The organism is Candidatus Neomarinimicrobiota bacterium (genome assembly GCA_016784545.1).
Classification (GTDB): domain Bacteria; phylum Fidelibacterota; class UBA8477; order UBA8477; family JABMPR01; genus JABMPR01.
In genome coordinates, this window is record JADHUM010000024.1 from 1 (window position 1) to 21,577 (window position 21,577).

The window sequence follows — 21,577 nt, forward strand, 5'->3', positions numbered from 1 at the left end:
CTCTTTGTTATATTGGTCGGCTTTTAAAAAACATGTTATTTATTGGAGTAATGATTTACAATGAAAAGAACTTATCAACCCAGCCGGCGCAAACGTCGCAACAAGCACGGTTTCCGCGCTCGCATGAAAACGAAGAATGGTCGTAAAGTACTGGCCCGCCGCCGCGCCAAGGGAAGAAAACGCCTCACCGTTTCTGGTTAAACAAATTAGCCGGACCAGCGTCGATGACTATCTCAAACGTGGTCAGCGATACACTATACGGGGAATAACTTTGTACACGAAACCCACAGACATTTTGGAAGTGGGTTTTTTAATTCGTCGCAAGGCGGGGAATGCTGTTGAAAGAAACAAAACCAGGCGCCTCTTCCGGGGGCTCCTTTTGAATTCGCTCCTGAACCTATCATCGGGTCGGGGATACTTGTTTCTTTTTCACAGGACCTTCCGCTCTACTCCGTCTTCACTCGGCATCATTAATCAACTTTTGGCTCGATATGAATAAGTGGATAAACACACCGTTTATCCTTTTGGTAAAATTTTATCAGGTGGCTATTAGTCCCCTGTTTCCGGATAGTTGTCGTTTTTATCCGACTTGTTCACACTATACTGTTGAAGCATTTGAAAAACTACCCCTGTGGAAAGCCCTACCAAAATCCACATGGAGGATCCTCCGCTGCAACCCTTACACCAAGGGCGGTTTCGATCCAGTTATTAAAGAATAAGGATTTTTAAATTCCCATGTCTGAACAAAACAGAACACTCGTAGCTATTGCCCTGATGGGGCTCATCCTCATGGTCTTTTTCTCTGATTGGTATCAAGAAAGGGTGGCTCCTGGTAGTACCGCACCACAAAAACCACATATTGAATCATCCTTTGCAGGTGAATCGGATACGACTAAGCAGGCTGAACCCATCGACACCCCCATCGTTTTGGCAAGCCCAAGTCTTCTTGACACAATGGTCACCGCCAATCTTAAAGAAACCATGATTGTTGTAACAACTCCTCTTTACGAAATGCATTTTTCAAATCGGGGTGGCGGAACCCTGGAAAAGGCCTATTTAAATGACTATCTAAAGAAAGATGGCTCACGGGTCCAGTTGATTTCTGATCTGGCCGAGGGGGTTCTGGCAAATCAATTTATTGGTTATGATGTGGAGGATTTTGACACACAAGACCTCTTATCCATTTGTTCGCTGGGAGAAGGCTATGAGTTTGACTTCAGTGTCTATGACGTTCCGGCTTCCTTTTCGTTTGAGCTTCCCCTGGGGTTGGGCGCTAAAGTTGTCAGGACCTTTACTTTTTATCCCGACAGTTTTCACTTCGACCTTTCTCAGGAGCTCATCAATTTTGACCAGGTAAATGCTGGTCGTTACTTTGCCACAAGTTGGTCTGGTGGCGTTGCTCCAACAGAGAAGAACCGCAAAGATGATTTGTATTATTCAGAAATGTTCGCCCTGATTGGTGATGATAGTAGTCCTTCGGATTACTCTGCAGATGAAGATCGGGAGTCTGAAGTACAGACAGCCCTCACCACCTGGGTGGGTACTCGTTCGAAATATTTTACTGCCATCCTTATTCCAGAGCGACCTGTTTCCGAGTTTAAGATGACCCGCTATCAAACCGCTGGTGGAAATGAGAGTTCTGAGAAAATATATGATTTTGATGTACGCGACTCTTTTGACCGTCGTACTGCGGTCAGCCATTCCAACTATCGTGTCTATGTTGGTCCCCTGGACTTTGATATCCTCAGGGGTTACCATTTAAGTTTGGGCGGGATGATGAATTGGGGTTGGTTCGGCCTTATTGGCAAGGGTGCCTTGTGGGTCTTTAAATCCCTCTATAAAGTCATTCCTAATTATGGGATTGTTTTAATAATATTTTCTATTCTTGTTAAGCTTCTTCTGGCGCCACTTACGAAGAAGCAGTTTTCTTCAACCCAAAGCATGCAGCAGGCTCAACCCCAAATCACTGCGCTCAAAGAAAAATACAAAGATGATCCCAAGCGTTTGAATGAGGAAACCATGAAGCTTTACAAAGAGCTTGGGGTTAATCCGCTTGGTGGCTGTTTACCGCTTGTCATTCAGATGCCTATTCTGATTGCCATGTTCAATCTGTTTAGAACCACTATTGAGTTGAGGGGCGCTGCCTTCTATGGCCTGGAGTTTTGGATTTCTGATCTCTCCCTGCCAGATACCGTCGGGCATATTGCCGGGCTTGATATCAACCTCCTGCCAATCATAATGTCCGCCACAATGATGCTACAGCAAAAATTGATGACGCCTGCGGCCAACGCAAATCCCCAGATGAAGAACATGCCCTATATCATGACGGCAGTATTCTTCTTTATGTTCTACACCTTCCCATCGGGATTGAACCTGTATTACACGCTGTTCAACATCATGTCCATCATTCAGCAGAAATTTTTTACCCCAATGCAGGCACTTCCTGCTTCAGTTACTGCGCCAACTCAAACAGCACGACCAAAAAAGAAACGCAAGAAGTAAGGTGAAGGATCTTTTGTGCCCACCTTTGTTGAGGATACCATTGTCGCAATTTCCACGCCGCCTGGCATTGGCGGCCTGGCGGTTGTCCGTATTTCCGGACCCCTCGCCCTGGAAACAATCAATCAGTATTTTACCAGCCCACACAAACTAAAGCCCCGTTACGCCACCTTCGGCAAATTGAAACACCCCTCTCTCAGCGAGGGCGATTTTGACGATTGCGTCGTCACTTATTTTAAGGGACCGCGCTCTGTAACCGGAGAAGATCTAGTTGAGATTTCCATTCATGGTGGTGCATATTTGCAACAAAAACTGCTGGAAGTGCTGCTTCGTGCACCGGGCTTAAGGGCTGCAAGTGCCGGAGAGTTCACCTTTCGGTCCTTTTTAAGCGGTCGAATTGATCTTTCTCGTGCAGAAGCTGTGGCTGACCTCATCCATGCAAAGGATGAAGCGGCTCACAAAAACGCCAGAAACCAACTGGTGGGAAAGCTTCGGATTCTCGTTGACACCATGTCAGAAAAATTGATACACAGCCTTACCATTCTTGAGGCTGAGCTGGATTTTTCTGATCAGGAGATTGAGTTTACTCCACCCCTGGCCCTGATCGGCCCGCTGACTGAAATTCTCGAGACCACAGAAGCCTTGCTCGAAACCTATTTCTACGGGCGTAGATTAGAAGATGGAATTCGAATTCCCCTGGTGGGCGCTCCCAACAGTGGCAAGTCATCCCTTTTTAACCTCCTGCTTGGTGAGGACCGGGCCATTGTCACACCCCAGGCTGGTACCACACGTGATACCATAGAGAAGACCATTGTTATTGCTGGACATTCTATTGTTCTGGTTGACACGGCAGGATTGCACGAAACTGAAAGCGAGGCAGAGCTTTCAGGGGTTGATCGCAGCCTGGATGAAATTGACAGCGCCGACCTGGTTATCCTGGTTTTCGCCCCGGATACATCAACAGCTATACCAGATGACCGCATACACACACCTCAAATTACTGTATTTAACAAGCTTGATCTCGTATCTGAGCCGCCCAAGAACATGGATGTTTGCCTGTCCTGTACAACAGGCACAGGCCTGGACACACTAAAAAAGGCTATTTATCAACATGTTATCAATATGGTTAACCTGGGCGTGGGTGGTGTTGTGTTAAACAGCGAGCGCCACAGGGATGTTTTTATTCGATTTAAGGATCAGGTCGCCACAAGTATCGCTTCAATAGAAAACGAGCTTGGTCCGGAGTATATTGCTTCTGATTTACGCCTGGCCCTGGATATACTGGGTGAAATCACCGGCAAAACAACCCCTGACGACATTCTCAATCAGATATTCAGCGGTTTTTGCGTGGGCAAATAGTTTTGACTGTTTCACGTGAATCATTCGCCTGTTTATGTCCCCCGGCTAGTTCAGGGAAAAAAGTCAATGGGTAAAGACCAGACAATCAATCCAACTCAACAGGCGCATTATGATGTCATCGTAGTTGGTGGTGGTCACGCCGGTATTGAGGCGGCTCTTTCGGCCAGCCGTCTAGGTAAAGCCACCCTTCTAATCACCATGGAAGCCGCCGCACTGGGACGCGCTTCCTGTAACCCCGCCATTGGAGGGCTTGCCAAGGGTCATCTGGTGCGTGAGATAGATGCACTTGGTGGTGAAATGGCCAAGGCAACCGACCACACAGGCATTCAATTCAAAATGTTAAATCGATCCAAAGGGCGCGCCGTTTGGTCACCTCGGGCCCAAATTGACAAAAAAGCTTATAGCGCATATATGGTGGAGGTCTGCCAGAATCAGGCTGGCCTAGATCTCTTTGAAGACGAGGCCATATCGGTTATTGCAAATGACGATGGTTCAAAAATAACGGGGGTCCTCACCCGCGGTGAGTTTACCTTCAGTTGTCAGGCGCTTATCTTAACCAACGGTACTTTTCTTAACGGATTAATTCATATTGGAAACAAGAGCTTCTCGGCGGGACGAATTGGTGAGTCCGCCAGCGTGGGGATCACCGAGTCTTTGATGGGTCTCGGATTTGAAACGGGTCGCTTAAAGACTGGCACCCCGCCTCGTATCAAGCGGGACAGTATTGATTTTTCAAAAACTACCATTCAAGCTGGAGATATAAACCCCGAACCTTTTTCTTTTTCCACTCAAAACTTTGATCCACCCAATGAGTCTTGCTACATCACCAACACCAACGAAGAGACCCACCGCATCATCAATGGCGGCCTTGAGTTCTCGCCCCTGTTTACTGGTGTTATTCAGGGTGTGGGGCCTCGCTATTGTCCCTCTATTGAGGACAAGGTGGTTCGCTTTGCAGAAAAAACCTCCCACCAACTCTTTTTAGAACCCGAGTGGAGCAATGCTGACCAGATATATGTTAACGGTTTCTCTTCTTCATTGCCAGAGGACGTTCAACTGAACAGCCTGCGTACTGTGCCAGGACTTGAGAGTGTTGAGTTTATCCGTCCTGGTTATGCCATTGAATATGATTTTTTTCCACCCTCTCAACTCAAAGCCACCATGGAAACCAAACGGGTCAAAGGCCTGTTCTTTGCCGGCCAGATCAATGGAACCTCTGGATACGAAGAGGCTGCAGCCCAGGGACTAATGGCTGGAATCAACGCGTCATTCGGTATTGATGGGTTGGAGCCTTTTGTTCTTGCCCGGTCTGAAGCCTATATCGGCGTGCTCATCGATGATTTAATTACCAAAGACACGGATGAACCCTATCGCATGTTCACCTCAAGAGCTGAGCACAGACTCCTTTTACGCTATGATAACGCCCACTTCCGTCTCGCCGAAAAGGGGTTTCAATTGGGGCTTGTAAATCAAGATTTTTACAGTGACGTGGAAAGCCAAAAAGCTCTGGCCAAAAAAACTGAGGCACTGTTTGGCTCTACCTTTATAAAGTCGGATATCATCAATGGTTTGGTTGACACACAAACCACGGTCAAGGAGAGTCAGTCCCTGGCCAACATTTTAAAGCGTCCGGGGGTTGTCATTGAAGACATTAAGTCCCTGCTGCCCGACTGGGTGAACGACCTGCCCCCCACCCTTTTAACGCTTATTGCAACCAACACAAAATATAGTGGCTATATCGAGAGAGAGTACCTGCAGGTTGAGCGGCTTTCAAAACACCAACAAATGCGCATCCCTGATGCTACGGACTATCTGTCCATGCAGGCCATATCCTTTGAGGCAAGACAAAAGCTTGATAAGATTCGGCCTGAAACCATCGGCCAGGCGTCTAGAATTAGCGGTGTCACCCCTGCTGATATTTCTTTGTTAATTGTTCTTATTAAAAAATGTTTCACGTGAAACACGCTGACCTTTCTACATATATAACCAGAACCTATAACCTTTCGGGGTCCTCTATATCCGGAGTAGAGCCCCCCCTCTTGGCTTTCCTGGTTCAGGCGAACCTTGGCAGCCAGCCCCTGGTGTTGGTTCTCCCTGACAAACCTTCAGCAGAAAGAGCCCTTAATGACATCATGGCTCTGAATCTGGGCCTGGAGGTTCATTTTGTTGGTAGCGATCGTGTGGATGGTATCGATACCGGTCAATCTGGTCGAGCCTTGCGAGCACTTTTGGGGGTAAACCCTGGTATCTATGTAACCCAGGCTGCCGAGTTGGCTGGGAGTATCTCCAAAAACGCGCTTAAAAGTGTGGTTTTGCAAAAAGATCATGACTATTCGGTTTCGGATCTTGAAAGAGAATTGTCTGCCTATGGTTTTACCCGTGACGCTTTCGTCGTGGAGCCTGGCTATTATGCTGCCCGGGGTGGAATATTTGATGTATTTCCAGGCGACCAGGACCAGCCTTTGCGTCTGGACTTTTTTGGCAACACTCTCGAGTCGATACGAGAGTTTGATCCGGCCACCCAGTTGTCTGGTGTTGAGCATGAAGAAATTATCATTTACCCTGAGAATCCCTTTCTTGATACGGTTATTGACCCTTTGATCGATTCTGTTCCTGCAGGGGTGCGGTTTATCCAATATCGGCCCATCATCGAGGATTCTGATTCGCTTTCCATTGCTGACGCTCTTGGAAAGGGTCGTGCTGCCGATGTGTCATGGGTTTTCCAGGCCAAGGCAGAAACTGAGAATGTGTATGATATTGAGGTTCAACCGGAGTTTCAGAGAAATCTCGATGCTTTTCGCGCCCGTCTTGGTCATCTCAATGAAGAAAACTATCGTGTTATTATTTGTGCAGATAGCAATATCCAGCTGGATCGTCTGCAGGTCTTATTTGAGGACCTGCGTTTTGAAAGCACGCGTCTTTCACTGTCTTCTGGCTTTATTGACCATAAAAACAAACTGGCCATTCTCACGGATCACCAGATATTTGGCAGAACGCGAAAGCGCAGCGTTATTCCCAGGTCTTTTCCCGTCAAACCCGCAACACGTATTGAGGCTTTTGAAGAGGGTGATTACGTGGTTCATCTCGACTATGGTGTTGGTAAATATCTGGGTATTGAGCTCATGCCCTTCCAAAAAACGGTGCGAGAGGTTCTGGCTCTTGAATATGAGGCTGGCGATCGGATATACGTGCCTGTTGAAAAAATGCATCGTGTCCATCGCTACGAATCACAGCTGGAAACACCTCCCAAACTAACCCGCTTGCGCACCACTGAATGGGAGCAGGTAAAAATCAAAACCCGGAGGGCTGTTGATAATTATGCCAAGGAGCTCATCGAGCTTTACGCCAATCGGTTTATTGTCGAAGGCTTTCGCTACAGCCCGGATAGCGATTTTCAAAAACGCATGGAAGCTTCTTTCATGTATGACGAAACCAGCGATCAGCTCAAGGCCGTTGAAGATATTAAGAAAGACATGGAGTCTGCCTTTCCAATGGATCGACTGCTCTGTGGTGATGTGGGTTTTGGAAAAACCGAAGTGGCAATGCGGGCTGTTTTTAAGGCAATTAGTGATTCTAAACAGGTGGGGGTCCTGGTGCCCACAACCATCCTGGCGCAACAGCATTACGAAACTTTTCTGGAGCGTTTTGCAGATTACCCGGTTAGTGTGGGCGTGCTTTCCCGGTTTAGAACGCCAAAACAGATAAAGCAGACTCTGATTGATATTGAAAAAGGGTTGCTTGATGTGGTTATAGGAACCCATAGAATCCTGTCCAAAGATGTTGTTTTTAATAGACTTGGCTTGTTGATTGTGGATGAAGAGCATCGCTTTGGTGTTAAGCATAAGGAGCGCGTTAAAGAAATTAAAATGTCCGTAGACTCTCTGGCAATGACAGCCACGCCCATCCCCCGCACCCTGCAGATGTCGCTCATGGGCGCCCGGGATCTGTCTATGTTAAAAACACCCCCCAAAGAACGACAGCCTGTGGAAACCATAATAATGGATTTTGATGAAAGTCGTATTCGTGAGGCCATTCTTAAGGAGGTTGATCGCGGGGGTCAGGTCTTTTTTGTCCATAATCGCGTTGAGTCGATAGGTATAATGCTAAGTCGACTTCAAAAACTGCTTCCTGAGGTAAGGTTTGGCCTGGGGCATGGTCAGATGAACCCCCGTGAGCTTGAGCGCATCATGTTGGGCTTCTTTCATCGGGAGTTCGATGTGTTGCTTTCCACCACAATTGTTGAATCTGGGCTGGATATACCAAACGCAAACACCATTATTGTTAATCGAGCTGATGCCATGGGTTTATCCCAGCTTTATCAGCTTAGAGGACGCGTGGGTCGGTCTCACAGAAAGGCCTGGGCCTTCTTTCTTGCACCAGGTTTTAGAAAGCTCAGCGTGAATGCCATCAGACGCCTCAATGCTCTGGAAAGACATGCCCATTATGGGGGTGGCTATGAGATTGCCATGCGTGATTTGGAAATTCGCGGCTCTGGAAATGTGTTTGGAACCGAGCAAAGCGGACACATCAGCAACATTGGATATCATCTATATACACGAATTTTAAAGGACACGCTTGAAACCATGAAAGAGATCAAGGGTGACCAGGGGGTCGTCTTTCCGCCGCCTGAAATGACCCTTGATGTTGAGATGCAGATCCCTGCGGGTTATGTGGAAAATACGGCTGAGCGCATTGCCAGTTATCGTAGAATTGCCGAAGCTGAAACTGTTGGAAATATTCACGCGATTCGTGAAGAACTAAGAGATAGATTTGGTCTGCTGCCAATAGAAACCATAAATCTCATCGAGGCCGCCTTAATAAAGAATATTGGTCAATCGGTCGGGCTTAGAAGCATCGTTGTGAAGGGGTCCCGCGCACAAAATGACTTTTTACCTGAACACGTGGAACATGAAGGAGGCGAGATCATTAAAGCTCTGTCCAAAGCGCTGGGGGAAACTGGCAAAGAGGTGGAGATAATGAATAACAGATCACTGACTTTTATACTGTCCCATACGGGGGAGGAATCCCTTTTGGTTTCCCTTAGAATATTCTTGGAAAGCCTTAAGCGCTCGTCTAAATTTTCCGACCATAATGATAAATGATAACTCTAATATAATTAAAAGGTTAATGAAATGAACACTCGCTTTACTACGGCCCTCTTTTCGCTGGGGCTCCTTGTGCTTGTCTTTGCATGCTCAAACATGGATAACGATACGCTTGCAACTATAGATGGAAAAGCTATCTCCCTGGAAGAATTCACATCTAAAAACCCTGCTTCACGATTTGAGAACAAGGATAAGGATTTCCTGGATTCCAAGGTGGATGAGTATGTTAGAAAAGCGCTCTTTACCCGTGTCGCGGTTGAGCGTGGATTTGGCGAGACCGAAGATGTTCAGATGAAAATGAAGAAGACCGAAAGTAGACAGATGCTTCAACAGGTCTACACCAAGGTCATTCTGGACGCTGTAATCAGTGACGACTATATCAGGGGAGTCTATGATCGCTCCGGAACGGAATTGAATGCACGGCATATTTTGCTACAGTTCCAGGGTACCTCCCGCTCTCGCTCTGAGCGAACCAGGGCTGAAGCTTTGGCGATTACAGATCAGATAAAAGAGCGTCTTTCAAAGGGTGAGTCTTTTGAGGATCTGGCAAATGAATTTACTGATGATCCCTCTGGTAAAGAAAACGGTGGAGATCTCGGTTGGTTTGGTTGGGGTAAAATGGTTGGTCCCTTTCAAGAAGCCGCTTTTAACCTGAAGCCTGGAGAGGTTTCTGGTGCGGTTGAAACAGATTTTGGTTTTCACGTCATCAAACTCGAGGCAAAACGTGTGGTTGAGCGCGGTGATTTCGAATCTGAAAAGAGTGCCCTTAAACAACAGGCAAGTCGCGAAAAAAGTGCTGAGCTTGGCCAGAAGGCAAATCAGTTTCTAGCGGATCAAAAAGAAGCTGCAGGGTTTGAAGTGCTTACTGAAAATGTTCATGACTTTTTCATGATTTATGATGGTTCCGGACTAAAAAAAGACTCTATGGATGAAATGCTTAAAAAGCTCAATTACCAGGCTCCGCTGTTTATGCTGAATGGTGAAGAGCTGGGTACCGAATGGTTGGTTGAAGAGATTAGCATGATCGACGAAGGCCAAAAACCACGCTTTAAGAGTGAAAATGATTTGTTGCGCATTATTGATCAATTGGTCACTCAAAATCTCATCATCAGCTACGGGTATGACAATAAATTCGACCAGGAAAAAGAGTTTGCCAAGAGAATGAGCGATCTCGTTGAGCGATTCGCTTATGATGCTTTTATAGCAGAAGAAATCAATGCGAACCTAACGCCCAGCGATGAAGAGCTGCTTGCTTTTTACGAAGCAAACAAGGCTGAAAAATATATGGATAAACAGAAGGTTCTGGTGAGAGAGGTGTTTGTCAAAGATAGCCTCTTCGCAGTTTCTTTAAAAAAGCGCCTTGATGCAGGCGAACTCATGGAAAAGCTGGCTGAGCGTTACACCGAAAGAAAAGCCACAATAAAGGATGGTGGATTGTTACCGGCCTTTCAAGAGGGTCGCTATGGCGTCATGGGGAAAACAGCCTTCACTATGGAAGTTGGTGAAATTGCAGGGCCCATAAAACTCGGTAATGGTTATTCAGTCATCCAGCTGGAGGATACCATTCCTGAAGGACCAAAACCTTATAACAAGGTAAAGGGACGCGTTAGAACGGATATCCTGGGTGAGTTGAGAGCCTCGCGCAACGAAACTCTCTTTAATGAACTTCAGGTGGAGTTTCCCGTTAAGGTTAATTACTCCGCTGTCCGTGCCTATTATGATGATATGGCAAACAAAAAATAGCCGGTCCAAATGAATAAACCTTTTCTCATTCTGGTCCTATCCCTCCTGCTTGGGTTGGTTGCTTGTTCTGGCGACCAGGATGATGGACTAATTGCCAAGGTTAATCATGAGTTTCTGTCACTGGATGAGTTGGTCTTGATGTACCCTGGCTTTATGTCCCTGGACAGCCTCCAAAAATCCCTGCTGGTCGAAAACTGGATCAGAGAGACCCTGTTGGCTCAAGAGGCAGAGAAAAGCCTGATTCACCGGGATCCAATGTTCAATTACAGGGTCGAAACCTATCGTCGGAGATTGCTGGCCGATAAACAGCTTGATGCGATTCTAAAAGACCAGGGTGATGTTGCCCGAGATGAGATTGAGGAGTATTACCAGAATAACCTTGAGTCTTTTAGGCGTCAGAGCAATGAGTTTTTTGGTTTTCATGTCCTTTTGCCTACTCGCGAAGAGGCCCGAGAGCTTGAAAAAGCTATTGAAAAGGGTGATTTAGAAAAGAAACAGGCTCTGGTGGCCATGCACCCAAAGGAAACTGGTCTGTTTAAGGTGGAACATCTTTTTCCCGAAGTAAAAGAATACCTTCTCAAAAAGAAGCGCGCTGGAATTTTTGGACCCATTAAGACAGATCTTGGATATCACCTGGTGGAGGTTAAAACCTGGCATGATCGCGGGTCCATTAAAAGTCTTGATGAGGTTTGGGAAGAAATTGCTGCCAGGCTTTCTATTAACCGTCAACGTCATATTGAAACACAGCTTGTGGACAGCCTCAGAAAGTCTGGAAGTATCATTTTTAACAAAAGTGTTCTTTATAATCGTTCTACAAAATAGGTAATAATTAATGCGTCTTTTAGTTCTCATTTTCACCACGCTCATCGCTTTGCATGCCAGCGCCCAACAGTTGATTGATGGTGTGGCGGCCATTGTTGGAGAAAAGGCTATTCTTTATTCAGAAGTTGACCAGGTAACCCAACTCTTTGCCATGCAGGCCAAGCTGCCCTCATATTCTTCTCCTGAAGTGCTTCAGCAACTTCGTGCACGGGCACTGGAAGAGCTCCTTAACCAACAGGTTTTATTGGAATATGCCCGCCAGGAAACCATTTTGGTAGAGGACAGAAGTGTCCAAATGCAACTGGACCAATCCCTGCAGAATATTGAAATGCAGTACGGAAGCCTTAGAAAAGCAGCAGAAGCTTTTGGTGTAGACCACTACAAAATCAAGTCCTATTATGAGGACCAAATACGCACAAACTTGCTTGTTGAGCAGGTTAAAATGGAGCTTTTTAGTGATATCAAGGTCAGTCGCCGTGAGGTAGAAGATTTTTATGAGACATGGCAAGACAGCTTCCCTGATAAAAACGCCCAGATTGATTTTTCCATCCTTTCCATGTCTGTTGAATTGGGGACAGATAAAATGGAAAGGCTCAAATCTCAACTACTTTTAATAAAGAATGATATTGAGTCTGGAAATATTTCCTTTGAAGATGCTGCAAAACAGTATTCAAAAGATCCTGGGTCTGCAGCCAACGGTGGCAATCTTGGTCTTGTTGGTCGTGGAGTCTTTGTAAAACCTTTTGAGGACGCTGCCTTCTCGCTGGAAGTGGGCCAGATGAGCGGTATTGTGGAAACCCAGTTCGGTTTGCATCTGTTACGTCTCGATGATAAGCAGGGAGATCAGGTAAATATCTCACATATTTTACTCATGCCTGTGGCAGATGATTCTGACAGACAGCTCACGTCTGATAAACTTTCCTCTATTAGGGATGACATTCTTTCTGGAAAAACAACGCTTGGGGAGCAGGTAGAAATTTACGTAACTGATGAATACATGAAGTCTCGGAAGGGCAAAATGGGTTTAACAGATATCTCTTTGCTACCTGAAGATATCCATGGTCTACTGCTAAACATACCAATTGATAGCCTTTCCATGCCTGTGCATAGCTCAGAGCAATTTCATCTTATTATTGTGCATCGTAGAGTTTCCGGCGGAAAGGTCAATTTGACTGATCATTGGTCCGATGTTGAAAGTATGTCTCTTGAATTCAAAAAGCGTGACAGATATCAATCCTGGATTGACGATCAGCGTGACCGCATCTATATCCAGATTAAATAGCTAAAAAGATCCCTTTCAAAGTATTTTCCCTAAGGTCTGCTTTATGAGTGGATCTTTTTTTTATACAAAGATGTCCCTCAGATAAAAAGATGTTCATTTTCAATGTTTTGCGGTTCGTAAATGAATACTTAATTGAGGTTATACACATCATAATGTCCTTATTCCGAAATGTGAGATATTGTTTTTTATCCATTTAAGGGTGATAAGTAAAGTTATGACTACTATTAACAATATAGTTATCCACATTGTAGCTTTTATCCCTGTACCCTATGATGCTGTTTACAACCGCGCACTGTCTACCAACGAACAAACATCTCTTAACAGTTAGTGTAAACATATCAACAGTTTTTCTTATGTTATTATATACCCTTTAACCTTTGTTTTTATTGCACTTGATAGTGATTATATACTTACTTATTAACACTTCTTGGTTGCTATACTACCACTACTATATATATTAAATTAATATTACTATAGTATATAACCGACCTTTTGGTCGTTAAAAATATCTGGTTGTGAATATAAATAATGCACTTTTGTGCATATAGGATTTGCATTTAAAGACGCTCAAAGTGAAAATTACCTGTTTAATCTGTGATTCGAAACGCTTTTTATTTCCCAAATTATTGGGAAATAAAAAGATATTGAGATTATCTATAGTGTACATTTGTGCAACACTATAAAATTATATAATTGATTTTCTCATTATCCAAATAATTCGACTGAAGTATCTGGAAATATAAACACTATATTGCTCCCGATATTTTATTAAAAATAATCAAGCTCTCATATTTGTTTTTGTAAAAAAAGAGGGAAATTTTGAACCAGGAAACACGCCAGAAGATAATTAAGATTTTAACTGTAATAGTTACGATTTATCTGTTCCTCCTGACGATAAATCTTCTAGGTCATAGTTTTAAGCTTTTCGGTAAAGAATTTGCTGAGGCAATGTTACAAACGACTTCCAACCCCTTTACGGGACTCATCATTGGAATTGTCGCTACATCACTAATTCAGAGCTCTTCGACCACAACATCCATTGTAGTAGGTTTGGTTGCAGGTGGAGTTGTAAATTTGGAAAATGCTATCCCCATAATCATGGGGGCCAACATTGGAACAACTGTCACAAATACACTTGTATCTATAGGACACATCGGAAGAAAAGCGGAATTTAAAAGAGCTTTTGCTGCTGGAATCGTTCACGATTTTTTTAATATTTGTGCAGTTATAGTTTTATTTCCCCTGGAATTGAAATTTCATTTCATTCAAAAAGTGGCACTGTTTTTAGATGAGAAATTCGAAGGTGTTGGAGGAATGAAATTATTTAATCCTTTAAAGGCTATACTAAACCCAGTTATCAATTTCATAGATTCCATATTTACAAACGTTCCATATAATGATATTATACTCATGATAATTTCGATTATAGGTATGTTTGCTGCTTTAGGTTTACTAATAAAAACAATTAGATCCTTAGTGGTTGATAAAATTGAGGTAATTATAAATAAATATCTATTTAAAAATGACCTTATGGGTATGACCTGGGGAATGGGCATGACCTTCATCGTACAGAGCAGCTCTGTTACCACATCACTTATCGTACCTCTAGCAGGTGCTGGTATAGTCAGTTTGCGAAAAATATTTCCCTACACAATGGGAGCCAACATAGGTACAACGGGTACTGCGTTACTAGCAGCCCTAGCTACGGGGAACCCAGTAGCAGTAACAGCGTCATTTGCACATCTGGTTTTTAATGTTTTTGGAATTTTGATTTTCTACCCATTAAAATTTATTCCCATCACTTTAGCTGAAAAAGCAAGTGAGTATGTATCTTTATCTAAAAAGAATTTGATTATATTTTTGTCTCTCTACTCAATGATATATTTTATACCAATAATATTTATAGTGTTTTTCTAAAAAAATAGAGGTCAGTATATGTGGAATGAAATCAAAAACCTTTGGTCCAGCGATAACTTGCTCAATGAGGCTTGGGACTTAACCTACGAAGCAATAAACATTGATGCAGAAATGTTCAATGATGCTGTTGATGCGCTTTGGGGAGATAACCGTAGCACAGTTCAAAAACTCATATTTAAAAAGGACAAGCTAATAAATAAATATGAAAGAGATATCAGAAGAAAAGTTATAACTCATCTAACTGTACAGGGTAATGAGAGTCTGGCAGCAGGATTAGTTTTATCAACTGTAATTGTAGATGTCGAACGAATAGGCGATTATATAAAAAATATCGTTGATCTTACAGAAATGCACCCAGACGAAATTAAAGGTAAAAAAAGGAAAGAAATACTTCACGAAATCGAAGCAGCTATCAAAAGGATGTTTAAAGAGGCTCCTGAGTGTATTGAAACAGGGGATGAAAACAAAGCACTTCAAATATATTCGGAGACTCGAGAGATTGGCAGGACTTGTGATAAGCATATTGAAGAACTAATAGTAAGCAACGAAGAAGAACTGGACACCGCCAGTGTAGCAATTCTTGTTCTATATTTCAGATACCTCAAACGCATTAATGCGCACCTGCGTAATATCATATCAAGTGTGATAAATCCTTACGACCGTATCGGATTCAGACCAAAAAAGATGAAGTAATGTCAAAACAAACTATCCGCTGGGCGGTCAGCGAGGATATTCCCAGCATCGTTAGCTTTAACCAGGCCATGGCTCTGGAAACTGAGAACATCTCTCTTAATAGCGAAGTATTAAAAGCAGGCGTTGAGGCGATATTCAGCAACCCATCGAAGGGCTTCTACATCGTTTGTGAAATCGATGGGATTGTACGAGCTTGTCTCATGATTACATATGAATGGAGCGACTGGCGAAACGGTCTATTCTGGTGGATCCAAAGTGTCTTTGTTCACAAGGAATATAGACAAAAAGGTTTATATAAACATATGTATAAGTTTGTTAAAACTCAGGTTGATGAATCGGAAGAAATAGTCGGAATAAGACTGTACGTTGACAACAACAATGAAAAAGCACAAAAAGTCTATTCAAGATTGGGCATGGAAAAATCAAACTATCAACTATTTGAGTACAGCAAGCCTACAAAGAACCCCTAACCACCCCCCGGCTTATTCAGCCTAAAACAGTTTTCCCCTGAAACAGGGCTCAAGATTAAACCGGTATTCATAAGTCTCTGAAAAAACCACATCAATCACACAATATATTGCGCAACCATAAGCAGCCAAATATCACCCCTAGGCTTTAGGAAGTGCTGGTCTACAGACCTAATGAAGAGACTTGGTGTGAAACGAATATAAAGTGGCAATACAAAATAAACACAGACAGGACATTGTTTGTTCTGAAGATAAAAGGATGGATGCTAAAAAATATGTAATTAGACAAAAAGGAAAAACGGAGAGAAAAATCAACTTTGTATTTAATAGAATTTTAGCAAGGTAATTGATCTAGTTTGATAGAAAAGATAGACAGTTATAGTTTAATGATCTGAGGAATAAAGCTTCTTTTCTCCCGCATAAACAAAGTGGAAAAAAGATAAAGATTTAGCCCTTTGAAAACCAGGCTTCGACTTGGGAGCGAGATGGAACGCCACCCCTGTGGACCACGGTCTCTTCTATAACAACTCCAGGAGTCGACATAACATCGTAAGCCATGATATCTTGAATGTCTTCAATTTTTTCTAATGCAATATCAACCCCTCTTTCACGTGCAACTTTCTCTATAAGACTATAAGTGACCTTACAGTTTGAACATCCACCGCCTAAAACTTTTACATTTAACATATCACTATGCTCCTATAATACCAGATTGAAAACAAGACCAACGAACAGTATGCCAGTTGCGACAATACTGATAAAAATACCAATCAACCGTATGGTTAAAACCTTACGCAAAATTATCATCTCCGGAAAAGATAAAGCCACCACGCTCATCATAAAGGCCAGAGCTGTTCCCAGAGCTGCACCTTTGGCCAAAAGCGCCTGTACTACAGGAATAATTCCTGCAGCACTACTGTACATGGGGATCCCGATGAGCACCGCCAGGGGAACAGACCACCAGGCATCCTTACCCATAAAGGAAGCCATAAAATTTTCCGGGACATAGCCATGTATAAATGCGCCCACCCCGATTCCCAATAAAATGTATAACCAGACCTTCCCCACCACATCTTTTACAGCAAGAGAACCGGCTATAAGTCTCTGGGAAAAGGATATCTTCTCAGACTCGAAGGAAAGCTGTTTCGTTGGAATATCCTGAACCCATTGTTCCAGATACTTTTCAAGATTGAGACGACCCAGTAGCAAACCACCAAAAATGGCAACCCCAAGCCCAAGACCGAGATACAGCGTGGCGATTTTCCAGCCAAATAAACCGAACAACAGAGTTAAAGCTATTTCGTTCACCATGGGAGCTGCTATAAGGAATGAAAACGTCACCCCCAGAGGCACACCGGCTTGTACAAAACCGATAAAGAGTGGAACGGCTGAGCAGGAACAAAAAGGAGTTACAACCCCCAGAGAGGCTGCCAGAATATTGGCTAGACCCAGAGAGCGCCCGGCCAGCAGGGCACGCGTCCGTTCAGGAGTAAACCAGGTATTGATTATTCCCATCACAAAGACAACAGCAGAGAGCAGCAAGAGGACTTTAGGCGCGTCATAAAAAAAGAAAGTCAGGGCTTCACCCAGATGACTCGCAGGATCGACCGGTAACAATGAAACGACAAAATCTGCGAAAGCCAACAAGTTGGAATAGAGCAGAACCCAAACGGGCAACAGTAAGAAAAACAACCACCATCGATATTTAGTTAACATCTATAGCACCTCATTAGATGGTGGCATATCCAAAATAAACGCCACTTAAAAAAACCAGAAACCCCAGAAATCTTTTTACGTAAACCGGACCACGATTATTCCCGGACCAGTTGATGTAGCGGATAATGAGTGCCGTCAATCCCCCGCCAGCGACATAGACTATACTGTGACCCACACCAAACGCAAGAATGATAATAACAGCCTTAAAAAAAGACGCTTGGGCCATTGGAATTACCACACTTAATACCGGGGCAAGAAAGGCAAAAGTACAGGGGCCAAGCCCAACACCAAAAACAAGCCCCAGCAAGAGGGCACCTGAATAGCCGGCTCGTTCTATCGCAGGCATTCTCAACCAAGACCAGTTGAGGTTAATGATATCCATAAGATATAAACCAAACACAATAAGCAGGGTTGCCCCCAACCACATACCCCACATGCCGACATCACCCATGAGCCGTCCCATGGCGGCCGTTATAACGCCAATCAAAGTAATGGAAACCAGAAGTCCCATGGCGAAGGTCAAGCCCAACAACGAACCATGCCTTCCAGTTGCTTCATTCTGTCTGGAAATATAGCCGACAACCAGGGGAACGCTGGTCAGATGGCAGGGGCTTAAAAGAATACTTAAAACCCCCCAAGCAAAGGAAGCTGCCACGGCCAAGGCGAATTGACCAGAAACCGCCTGCGTGAGCGTATCGAAAGGAGTGATCATTTATCCATAACCGGGTTAGCGATTAAACCATAACGGACCAAGAGTGAATCTATGTCTGCTTCTGGAAAATAACCCTCGTGCCGCATGAACTCTGAACCTGTCGAGTCAAGAAAGATCTGCGTGGGGATAAGTTTAATATCATATTGTGAAGCATAATGTTTTTGATCTGCCTCCCAGACATCATAGAAAACGACTTTGATCTGCCCGCCATATTTCTTTTCAATAGATGCCATCACGGGTTGCATCTTTTTGCATGGTATGCATCTGACAGACCCCAGTTCAATAAATGTGATAATTGGATCAACAGGTAGTTTTGGTAACTTTGATTCCACTGTCTCCGTTGAACAGGTGGTCAAAACCAGCCCGATGATCATACCTGCAGCAATAAAAAACCCCCGACACATGCGATTTCCCCTTAATTTGTTTTTTGAAAATGGTGAAGCGCTTTTATTTAGTGACTGGCTGGTCAGACGGCGCGCAAATGGCGAATCGATCCACTTCGCTGAGCTTTTCCCTATCACGCAGCACCAGGTTTTCATTCTTCAGTTGTTGTCCTAGATGACCAAGTACAAAGTCAATATCTTCTGATTCTTCAGGTCTGGCGATGCGGTAATTTACCCAGCGACCACTTTTCTCATCCATGACCAGGTTGGCATTGCGCAGAATGGACAGATGTTTTGATACCGTAGAATTTGCCAGTTCGAGTATATCCACGATCTCACAGACACACAAAGATTTCTCTTTTAACATCATAAGGATCCGCAGACGATTGGTATCTGACAGCGCCTTGTATAGGTTGGTGGTAGATCTCATTGTTATACTCCATTTCGTTATCTGACGAAATATAGCTGACATTGATTCATTCCCAACGGTTTTCTTCTATAAAAATGGGGTATAGGCAGGGACAGTAGGGATGTATTGTAATGCGTCCCTACCCAATCCTGTTCACCAGATAACGATTGGGCAAACCAAAAAAGGGTGCAGCACGCTACACCCTTTTAATTACAACAATCTTTCAGGCAGAAATTATATGGACTCCAGAATCCGATTCAATGTCTGACTGGGACGCATCGATGCAGCTGTTTTGGCCTCATCTGGTTTGAAATATCCGCCAATATCTACAGCCTCACCCTGGGCATTGATCAACTCTTGGGCGATTTTGGATTCACTCTCAGCCAATTCTTGAGACAGGGTAAGAAAGCGCGCCTTTAGTTCAGTGTCCCTATCCTGAGCAGCTAAAGCCTGCGCCCAATACAGGGCCAGATAAAAAGTACTGCCACGATTGTCCAGTTCATTCACTTTTCGAGAAGGAGATTTTGCGTTTTCAAGATAGGTACTGATGGCCTCATCTAAAGTTTCAGCCAGGACGGTTGCCTTGGTGTTTCCGCTGGTCCGGGCAATCTGTTCAAAAGACGGTACGAGAGCACAGTATTCACCCAGAGAATCCCAGCGTAAATGACCCTCTTGTAAAAACTGTTGAACGTGTTTCGGAGCAGAACCACCCGCGCCTGTTTCAAACAAACCGCCACCCTTCATCAAGGGGACAATGGAAAGCATGCGTGCACTGGTGCCCAATTCAAGAATAGGAAACAAATCAGTGAGATAATCCCGAAGCACATTGCCAGTCACGGATATGGTATCTTCTCCTCGCCGCACTCGCTTGAGAGAACATGTCATGGCATCCACCGGTTTTAAAATCTGAAGATCAAGTCCGTCGAGATCATGGTCCTGGATATATAGATTGACCTTCTTAATAATTTCAGCATCATGACCACGATTTTCATCCAGCCAGAAAATAGCTGGAGAGCCGCTTGCCCTGGCGCGGGTGACTGCCAATTTCACCCAATCCTGGATGGGGGCGTCTTTGGCCTGACACATTCTGAATATATCGCCAGATTCAACAGCCTGTTCCAAAAGAGAGGTTCCAGCAGCATCAACTACCCGAATAACACCTTCACCAGGAGCCTCAAAGGTTTTATCGTGGGAACCATATTCTTCAGCCTTTTGAGCCATGAGTCCAACGTTTGATACACTTCCCATTGTGGATGGATCGAGTTGTCCGTTGATTTTGCAGTCTTCAATAATTTCATAATAAATGGTGGCGTAGCTACGATCTGGAATCATGGCGATGGTGTCCTGCAGAGCATCATCATTGTTCCACATTTTTCCACCATCCCGGACCACATTTGGCATGGAGGCATCAATGATCACATTGTTGGGCACGTGCAGGTTGGTAATACCCTTTCGAGAATCCACCATGGCCAGAGCAGGCTGTTCATTATAAACATCAGCGATATCTGCTTCAATCTGAGCCTTTTTGCCTGGAGATAAACGATCCAGCTTGTCTTCCACATCTGCGAGACCGTTATTGATGTTGGCCCCAATCTCCTTTAGCTCTGCAGTATATTTATCCAGTGCTTTCCCGTAGTAAACAGAAACAGCATGTCCGAACATGATGGGGTCAGAGATCTTCATCATGGTGGCCTTTAAGTGTAGAGAAAGAAGAGCACCTTCATTTTTAGCTTCATTAATGGTTCTGGCATAAAAAGCCCTCAAGGCTTTCACGTTCATGACGGAAGTATCAATAACCTCACCTTTTTGCAGGACCAGTCCACTTTTCAAGATCGTTTTGGCACCAGAGGGATCAGCAAACTCGATTGAAACAACTTCGTCATCATCCATGGTTTTGGATTTTTCAGTACCGTAAAAATCTTTCTCAGTCATGTGAGCAACCCGAGTCATGGATCCGTTTTCTGGCCATGGCTTCATCATGCGATGGGGGTTGCTTTGGGCAAAGCGCTTTACTGAAGCAGCTGCCCGGCGGTCAGAATTGCCTTCACGAAGCACAGGATTTACAGCTGAACCCAAGACTTTGGTAAAGCGCAATTGCAAGGCCCTTTCCGCATCGTTTTTTGGTTCTTCAGGATAATCAGGAATATCGCACCCTTTTTGCTGAAGCTCTTTGATGGCAGCCTGAAGCTGAGGTATAGAGGCGCTGATGTTGGGCAGCTTGACAATATTGGCATCAGGGGATTGGGTGAGCTCGCCAAGGGCAGTCAGGGCATCCACCTGCTTTTGCGATTCAGCGAGATTGTCAGGGAAAAGAGCGATGATCCGACCCGCCAATGAGATATCACTGACTTCAATAACAATACCGGTGTTTTTTGTGTAAGCCTGAACTACGGGCAAAAGTGCGTAGGTGGCCAGGGCAGGTGCTTCATCAATTTTGGTCCAGATAATCTTTGCTGAGGGCATGGTAATC

The 21,577-nt window shown here is 44.3% G+C and carries 19 protein-coding genes; 13 read left to right on the forward strand and 6 right to left on the reverse strand.

The annotated features are described in order from the left end of the window. The first annotated feature begins 60 nt into the window (after nucleotides 1-60). The 13 genes from rpmH (at nucleotide 61) to ISR87_06950 (ending at nucleotide 15,890) form a co-directional block, all read left to right on the forward strand. Nucleotides 61-201 carry a 50S ribosomal protein L34 gene (gene rpmH, locus ISR87_06890; GenBank protein ID MBL7025168.1) on the forward strand — a complete coding sequence of 47 codons (141 nt, stop codon included), beginning with the start codon at nucleotides 61-63 and terminating at the stop codon, nucleotides 199-201. After that, nucleotides 137-499: a ribonuclease P protein component gene (locus ISR87_06895; GenBank protein ID MBL7025169.1), complete on the forward strand. Its 363-nt coding sequence runs from the start codon at nucleotides 137-139 to the stop codon at nucleotides 497-499. The genes rpmH and ISR87_06895 overlap by 65 nt, the downstream gene beginning before the upstream one ends. 4 nt (nucleotides 500-503) lie before the next feature. Beyond that, nucleotides 504-719: a membrane protein insertion efficiency factor YidD gene (yidD, locus tag ISR87_06900; protein ID MBL7025170.1), complete on the forward strand. Its 216-nt coding sequence runs from the start codon at nucleotides 504-506 to the stop codon at nucleotides 717-719. A gap of 16 nt (nucleotides 720-735) precedes the next feature. After that, the gene (yidC, locus tag ISR87_06905; protein ID MBL7025171.1) at nucleotides 736-2,502 is read left to right on the forward strand and encodes a membrane protein insertase YidC; all 1,767 of its coding nucleotides are present in this window, start codon (nucleotides 736-738) and stop codon (nucleotides 2,500-2,502) included. A gap of 15 nt (nucleotides 2,503-2,517) precedes the next feature. Then, nucleotides 2,518-3,858 carry a tRNA uridine-5-carboxymethylaminomethyl(34) synthesis GTPase MnmE gene (mnmE, locus tag ISR87_06910; GenBank protein ID MBL7025172.1) on the forward strand — a complete coding sequence of 447 codons (1,341 nt, stop codon included), beginning with the start codon at nucleotides 2,518-2,520 and terminating at the stop codon, nucleotides 3,856-3,858. Nucleotides 3,859-3,924: 66 nt separating this feature from the next. Continuing rightward, entirely contained in the window at nucleotides 3,925-5,817 is a 1,893-nt protein-coding gene (gene mnmG / locus ISR87_06915) for a tRNA uridine-5-carboxymethylaminomethyl(34) synthesis enzyme MnmG (GenBank protein MBL7025173.1), read from the forward strand. A gap of 80 nt (nucleotides 5,818-5,897) precedes the next feature. Further along, nucleotides 5,898-8,960, forward strand: a complete 3,063-nt coding sequence (gene mfd, locus ISR87_06920; GenBank protein ID MBL7025174.1) for a transcription-repair coupling factor — start codon at nucleotides 5,898-5,900, stop codon at nucleotides 8,958-8,960. Nucleotides 8,961-8,990: 30 nt separating this feature from the next. Next, nucleotides 8,991-10,706, forward strand: a complete 1,716-nt coding sequence (locus ISR87_06925) for a peptidylprolyl isomerase (GenBank protein MBL7025175.1) — start codon at nucleotides 8,991-8,993, stop codon at nucleotides 10,704-10,706. 9 nt (nucleotides 10,707-10,715) lie between these two features. Continuing rightward, entirely contained in the window at nucleotides 10,716-11,528 is an 813-nt protein-coding gene (locus ISR87_06930; GenBank protein MBL7025176.1) for a peptidyl-prolyl cis-trans isomerase, read from the forward strand. Nucleotides 11,529-11,538: 10 nt separating this feature from the next. Continuing rightward, on the forward strand, nucleotides 11,539-12,810 hold the full coding sequence (locus ISR87_06935) for a peptidylprolyl isomerase (GenBank protein ID MBL7025177.1): 1,272 nt from the start codon (nucleotides 11,539-11,541) through the stop codon (nucleotides 12,808-12,810). An 819-nt stretch (nucleotides 12,811-13,629) separates the two neighbouring features. Continuing rightward, the gene (locus ISR87_06940; GenBank protein MBL7025178.1) at nucleotides 13,630-14,727 is read left to right on the forward strand and encodes a Na/Pi symporter; all 1,098 of its coding nucleotides are present in this window, start codon (nucleotides 13,630-13,632) and stop codon (nucleotides 14,725-14,727) included. An 18-nt stretch (nucleotides 14,728-14,745) separates the two neighbouring features. Further along, complete coding sequence (locus ISR87_06945; GenBank protein MBL7025179.1) at nucleotides 14,746-15,420, forward strand: hypothetical protein; 675 nt, start codon at nucleotides 14,746-14,748, stop codon at nucleotides 15,418-15,420. Then, nucleotides 15,420-15,890: a GNAT family N-acetyltransferase gene (locus ISR87_06950; GenBank protein ID MBL7025180.1), complete on the forward strand. Its 471-nt coding sequence runs from the start codon at nucleotides 15,420-15,422 to the stop codon at nucleotides 15,888-15,890. The genes ISR87_06945 and ISR87_06950 overlap by 1 nt, the downstream gene beginning before the upstream one ends. A 444-nt stretch (nucleotides 15,891-16,334) precedes the next feature. Here ISR87_06950 and ISR87_06955 read toward each other — a convergent pair whose 3' ends face one another. From ISR87_06955 to ISR87_06980, 6 genes are all read right to left on the reverse strand, one after another. Then, the gene (locus tag ISR87_06955) at nucleotides 16,335-16,574 is read right to left on the reverse strand and encodes a thioredoxin family protein (protein MBL7025181.1); all 240 of its coding nucleotides are present in this window, start codon (nucleotides 16,572-16,574) and stop codon (nucleotides 16,335-16,337) included. A 12-nt stretch (nucleotides 16,575-16,586) separates the two neighbouring features. Then, nucleotides 16,587-17,603 carry a permease gene (locus ISR87_06960; GenBank protein MBL7025182.1) on the reverse strand — a complete coding sequence of 339 codons (1,017 nt, stop codon included), beginning with the start codon at nucleotides 17,601-17,603 and terminating at the stop codon, nucleotides 16,587-16,589. A 13-nt stretch (nucleotides 17,604-17,616) separates the two neighbouring features. Beyond that, nucleotides 17,617-18,315 (reverse strand): cytochrome C biogenesis protein, encoded by a 699-nt coding sequence (locus tag ISR87_06965; GenBank protein ID MBL7025183.1) that lies wholly within the window; start codon nucleotides 18,313-18,315, stop codon nucleotides 17,617-17,619. Beyond that, nucleotides 18,312-18,719 carry a thioredoxin family protein gene (locus tag ISR87_06970; protein MBL7025184.1) on the reverse strand — a complete coding sequence of 136 codons (408 nt, stop codon included), beginning with the start codon at nucleotides 18,717-18,719 and terminating at the stop codon, nucleotides 18,312-18,314. The genes ISR87_06965 and ISR87_06970 overlap by 4 nt, the downstream gene beginning before the upstream one ends. 43 nt (nucleotides 18,720-18,762) lie before the next feature. Then, a complete protein-coding gene (locus ISR87_06975) occupies nucleotides 18,763-19,128 on the reverse strand; it encodes a winged helix-turn-helix transcriptional regulator (protein MBL7025185.1) in 366 nt (121 codons plus the stop codon). Between the two features lie 213 nt (nucleotides 19,129-19,341). Next, entirely contained in the window at nucleotides 19,342-21,570 is a 2,229-nt protein-coding gene (locus ISR87_06980; GenBank protein MBL7025186.1) for an NADP-dependent isocitrate dehydrogenase, read from the reverse strand. Nucleotides 21,571-21,577 lie beyond the last annotated feature (7 nt).

What these genes read in the sequence shown, in the direction of transcription:
- rpmH (MBL7025168.1), top strand. Translation starts at nt 61, where the DNA reads ATGAAAAGAACTTATCAACCCAGCCGGCGCAAACGTCGCAACAAGCAC.
- ISR87_06895 (MBL7025169.1), top strand. Translation starts at nt 137, where the DNA reads ATGGTCGTAAAGTACTGGCCCGCCGCCGCGCCAAGGGAAGAAAACGCC.
- yidC (MBL7025171.1), top strand. Translation starts at nt 736, where the DNA reads ATGTCTGAACAAAACAGAACACTCGTAGCTATTGCCCTGATGGGGCTC.
- mnmG (MBL7025173.1), top strand. Translation starts at nt 3,925, where the DNA reads ATGGGTAAAGACCAGACAATCAATCCAACTCAACAGGCGCATTATGAT.
- ISR87_06925 (MBL7025175.1), top strand. Translation starts at nt 8,991, where the DNA reads ATGAACACTCGCTTTACTACGGCCCTCTTTTCGCTGGGGCTCCTTGTG.
- ISR87_06930 (MBL7025176.1), top strand. Translation starts at nt 10,716, where the DNA reads ATGAATAAACCTTTTCTCATTCTGGTCCTATCCCTCCTGCTTGGGTTG.
- ISR87_06935 (MBL7025177.1), top strand. Translation starts at nt 11,539, where the DNA reads ATGCGTCTTTTAGTTCTCATTTTCACCACGCTCATCGCTTTGCATGCC.
- ISR87_06945 (MBL7025179.1), top strand. Translation starts at nt 14,746, where the DNA reads ATGTGGAATGAAATCAAAAACCTTTGGTCCAGCGATAACTTGCTCAAT.
- ISR87_06950 (MBL7025180.1), top strand. Translation starts at nt 15,420, where the DNA reads ATGTCAAAACAAACTATCCGCTGGGCGGTCAGCGAGGATATTCCCAGC.
- ISR87_06955 (MBL7025181.1), bottom strand. Translation starts at nt 16,574, where the DNA reads ATGTTAAATGTAAAAGTTTTAGGCGGTGGATGTTCAAACTGTAAGGTC.
- ISR87_06960 (MBL7025182.1), bottom strand. Translation starts at nt 17,603, where the DNA reads ATGTTAACTAAATATCGATGGTGGTTGTTTTTCTTACTGTTGCCCGTT.
- ISR87_06965 (MBL7025183.1), bottom strand. Translation starts at nt 18,315, where the DNA reads ATGATCACTCCTTTCGATACGCTCACGCAGGCGGTTTCTGGTCAATTC.
- ISR87_06970 (MBL7025184.1), bottom strand. Translation starts at nt 18,719, where the DNA reads ATGTGTCGGGGGTTTTTTATTGCTGCAGGTATGATCATCGGGCTGGTT.
- ISR87_06975 (MBL7025185.1), bottom strand. Translation starts at nt 19,128, where the DNA reads ATGAGATCTACCACCAACCTATACAAGGCGCTGTCAGATACCAATCGT.
- ISR87_06980 (MBL7025186.1), bottom strand. Translation starts at nt 21,570, where the DNA reads ATGCCCTCAGCAAAGATTATCTGGACCAAAATTGATGAAGCACCTGCC.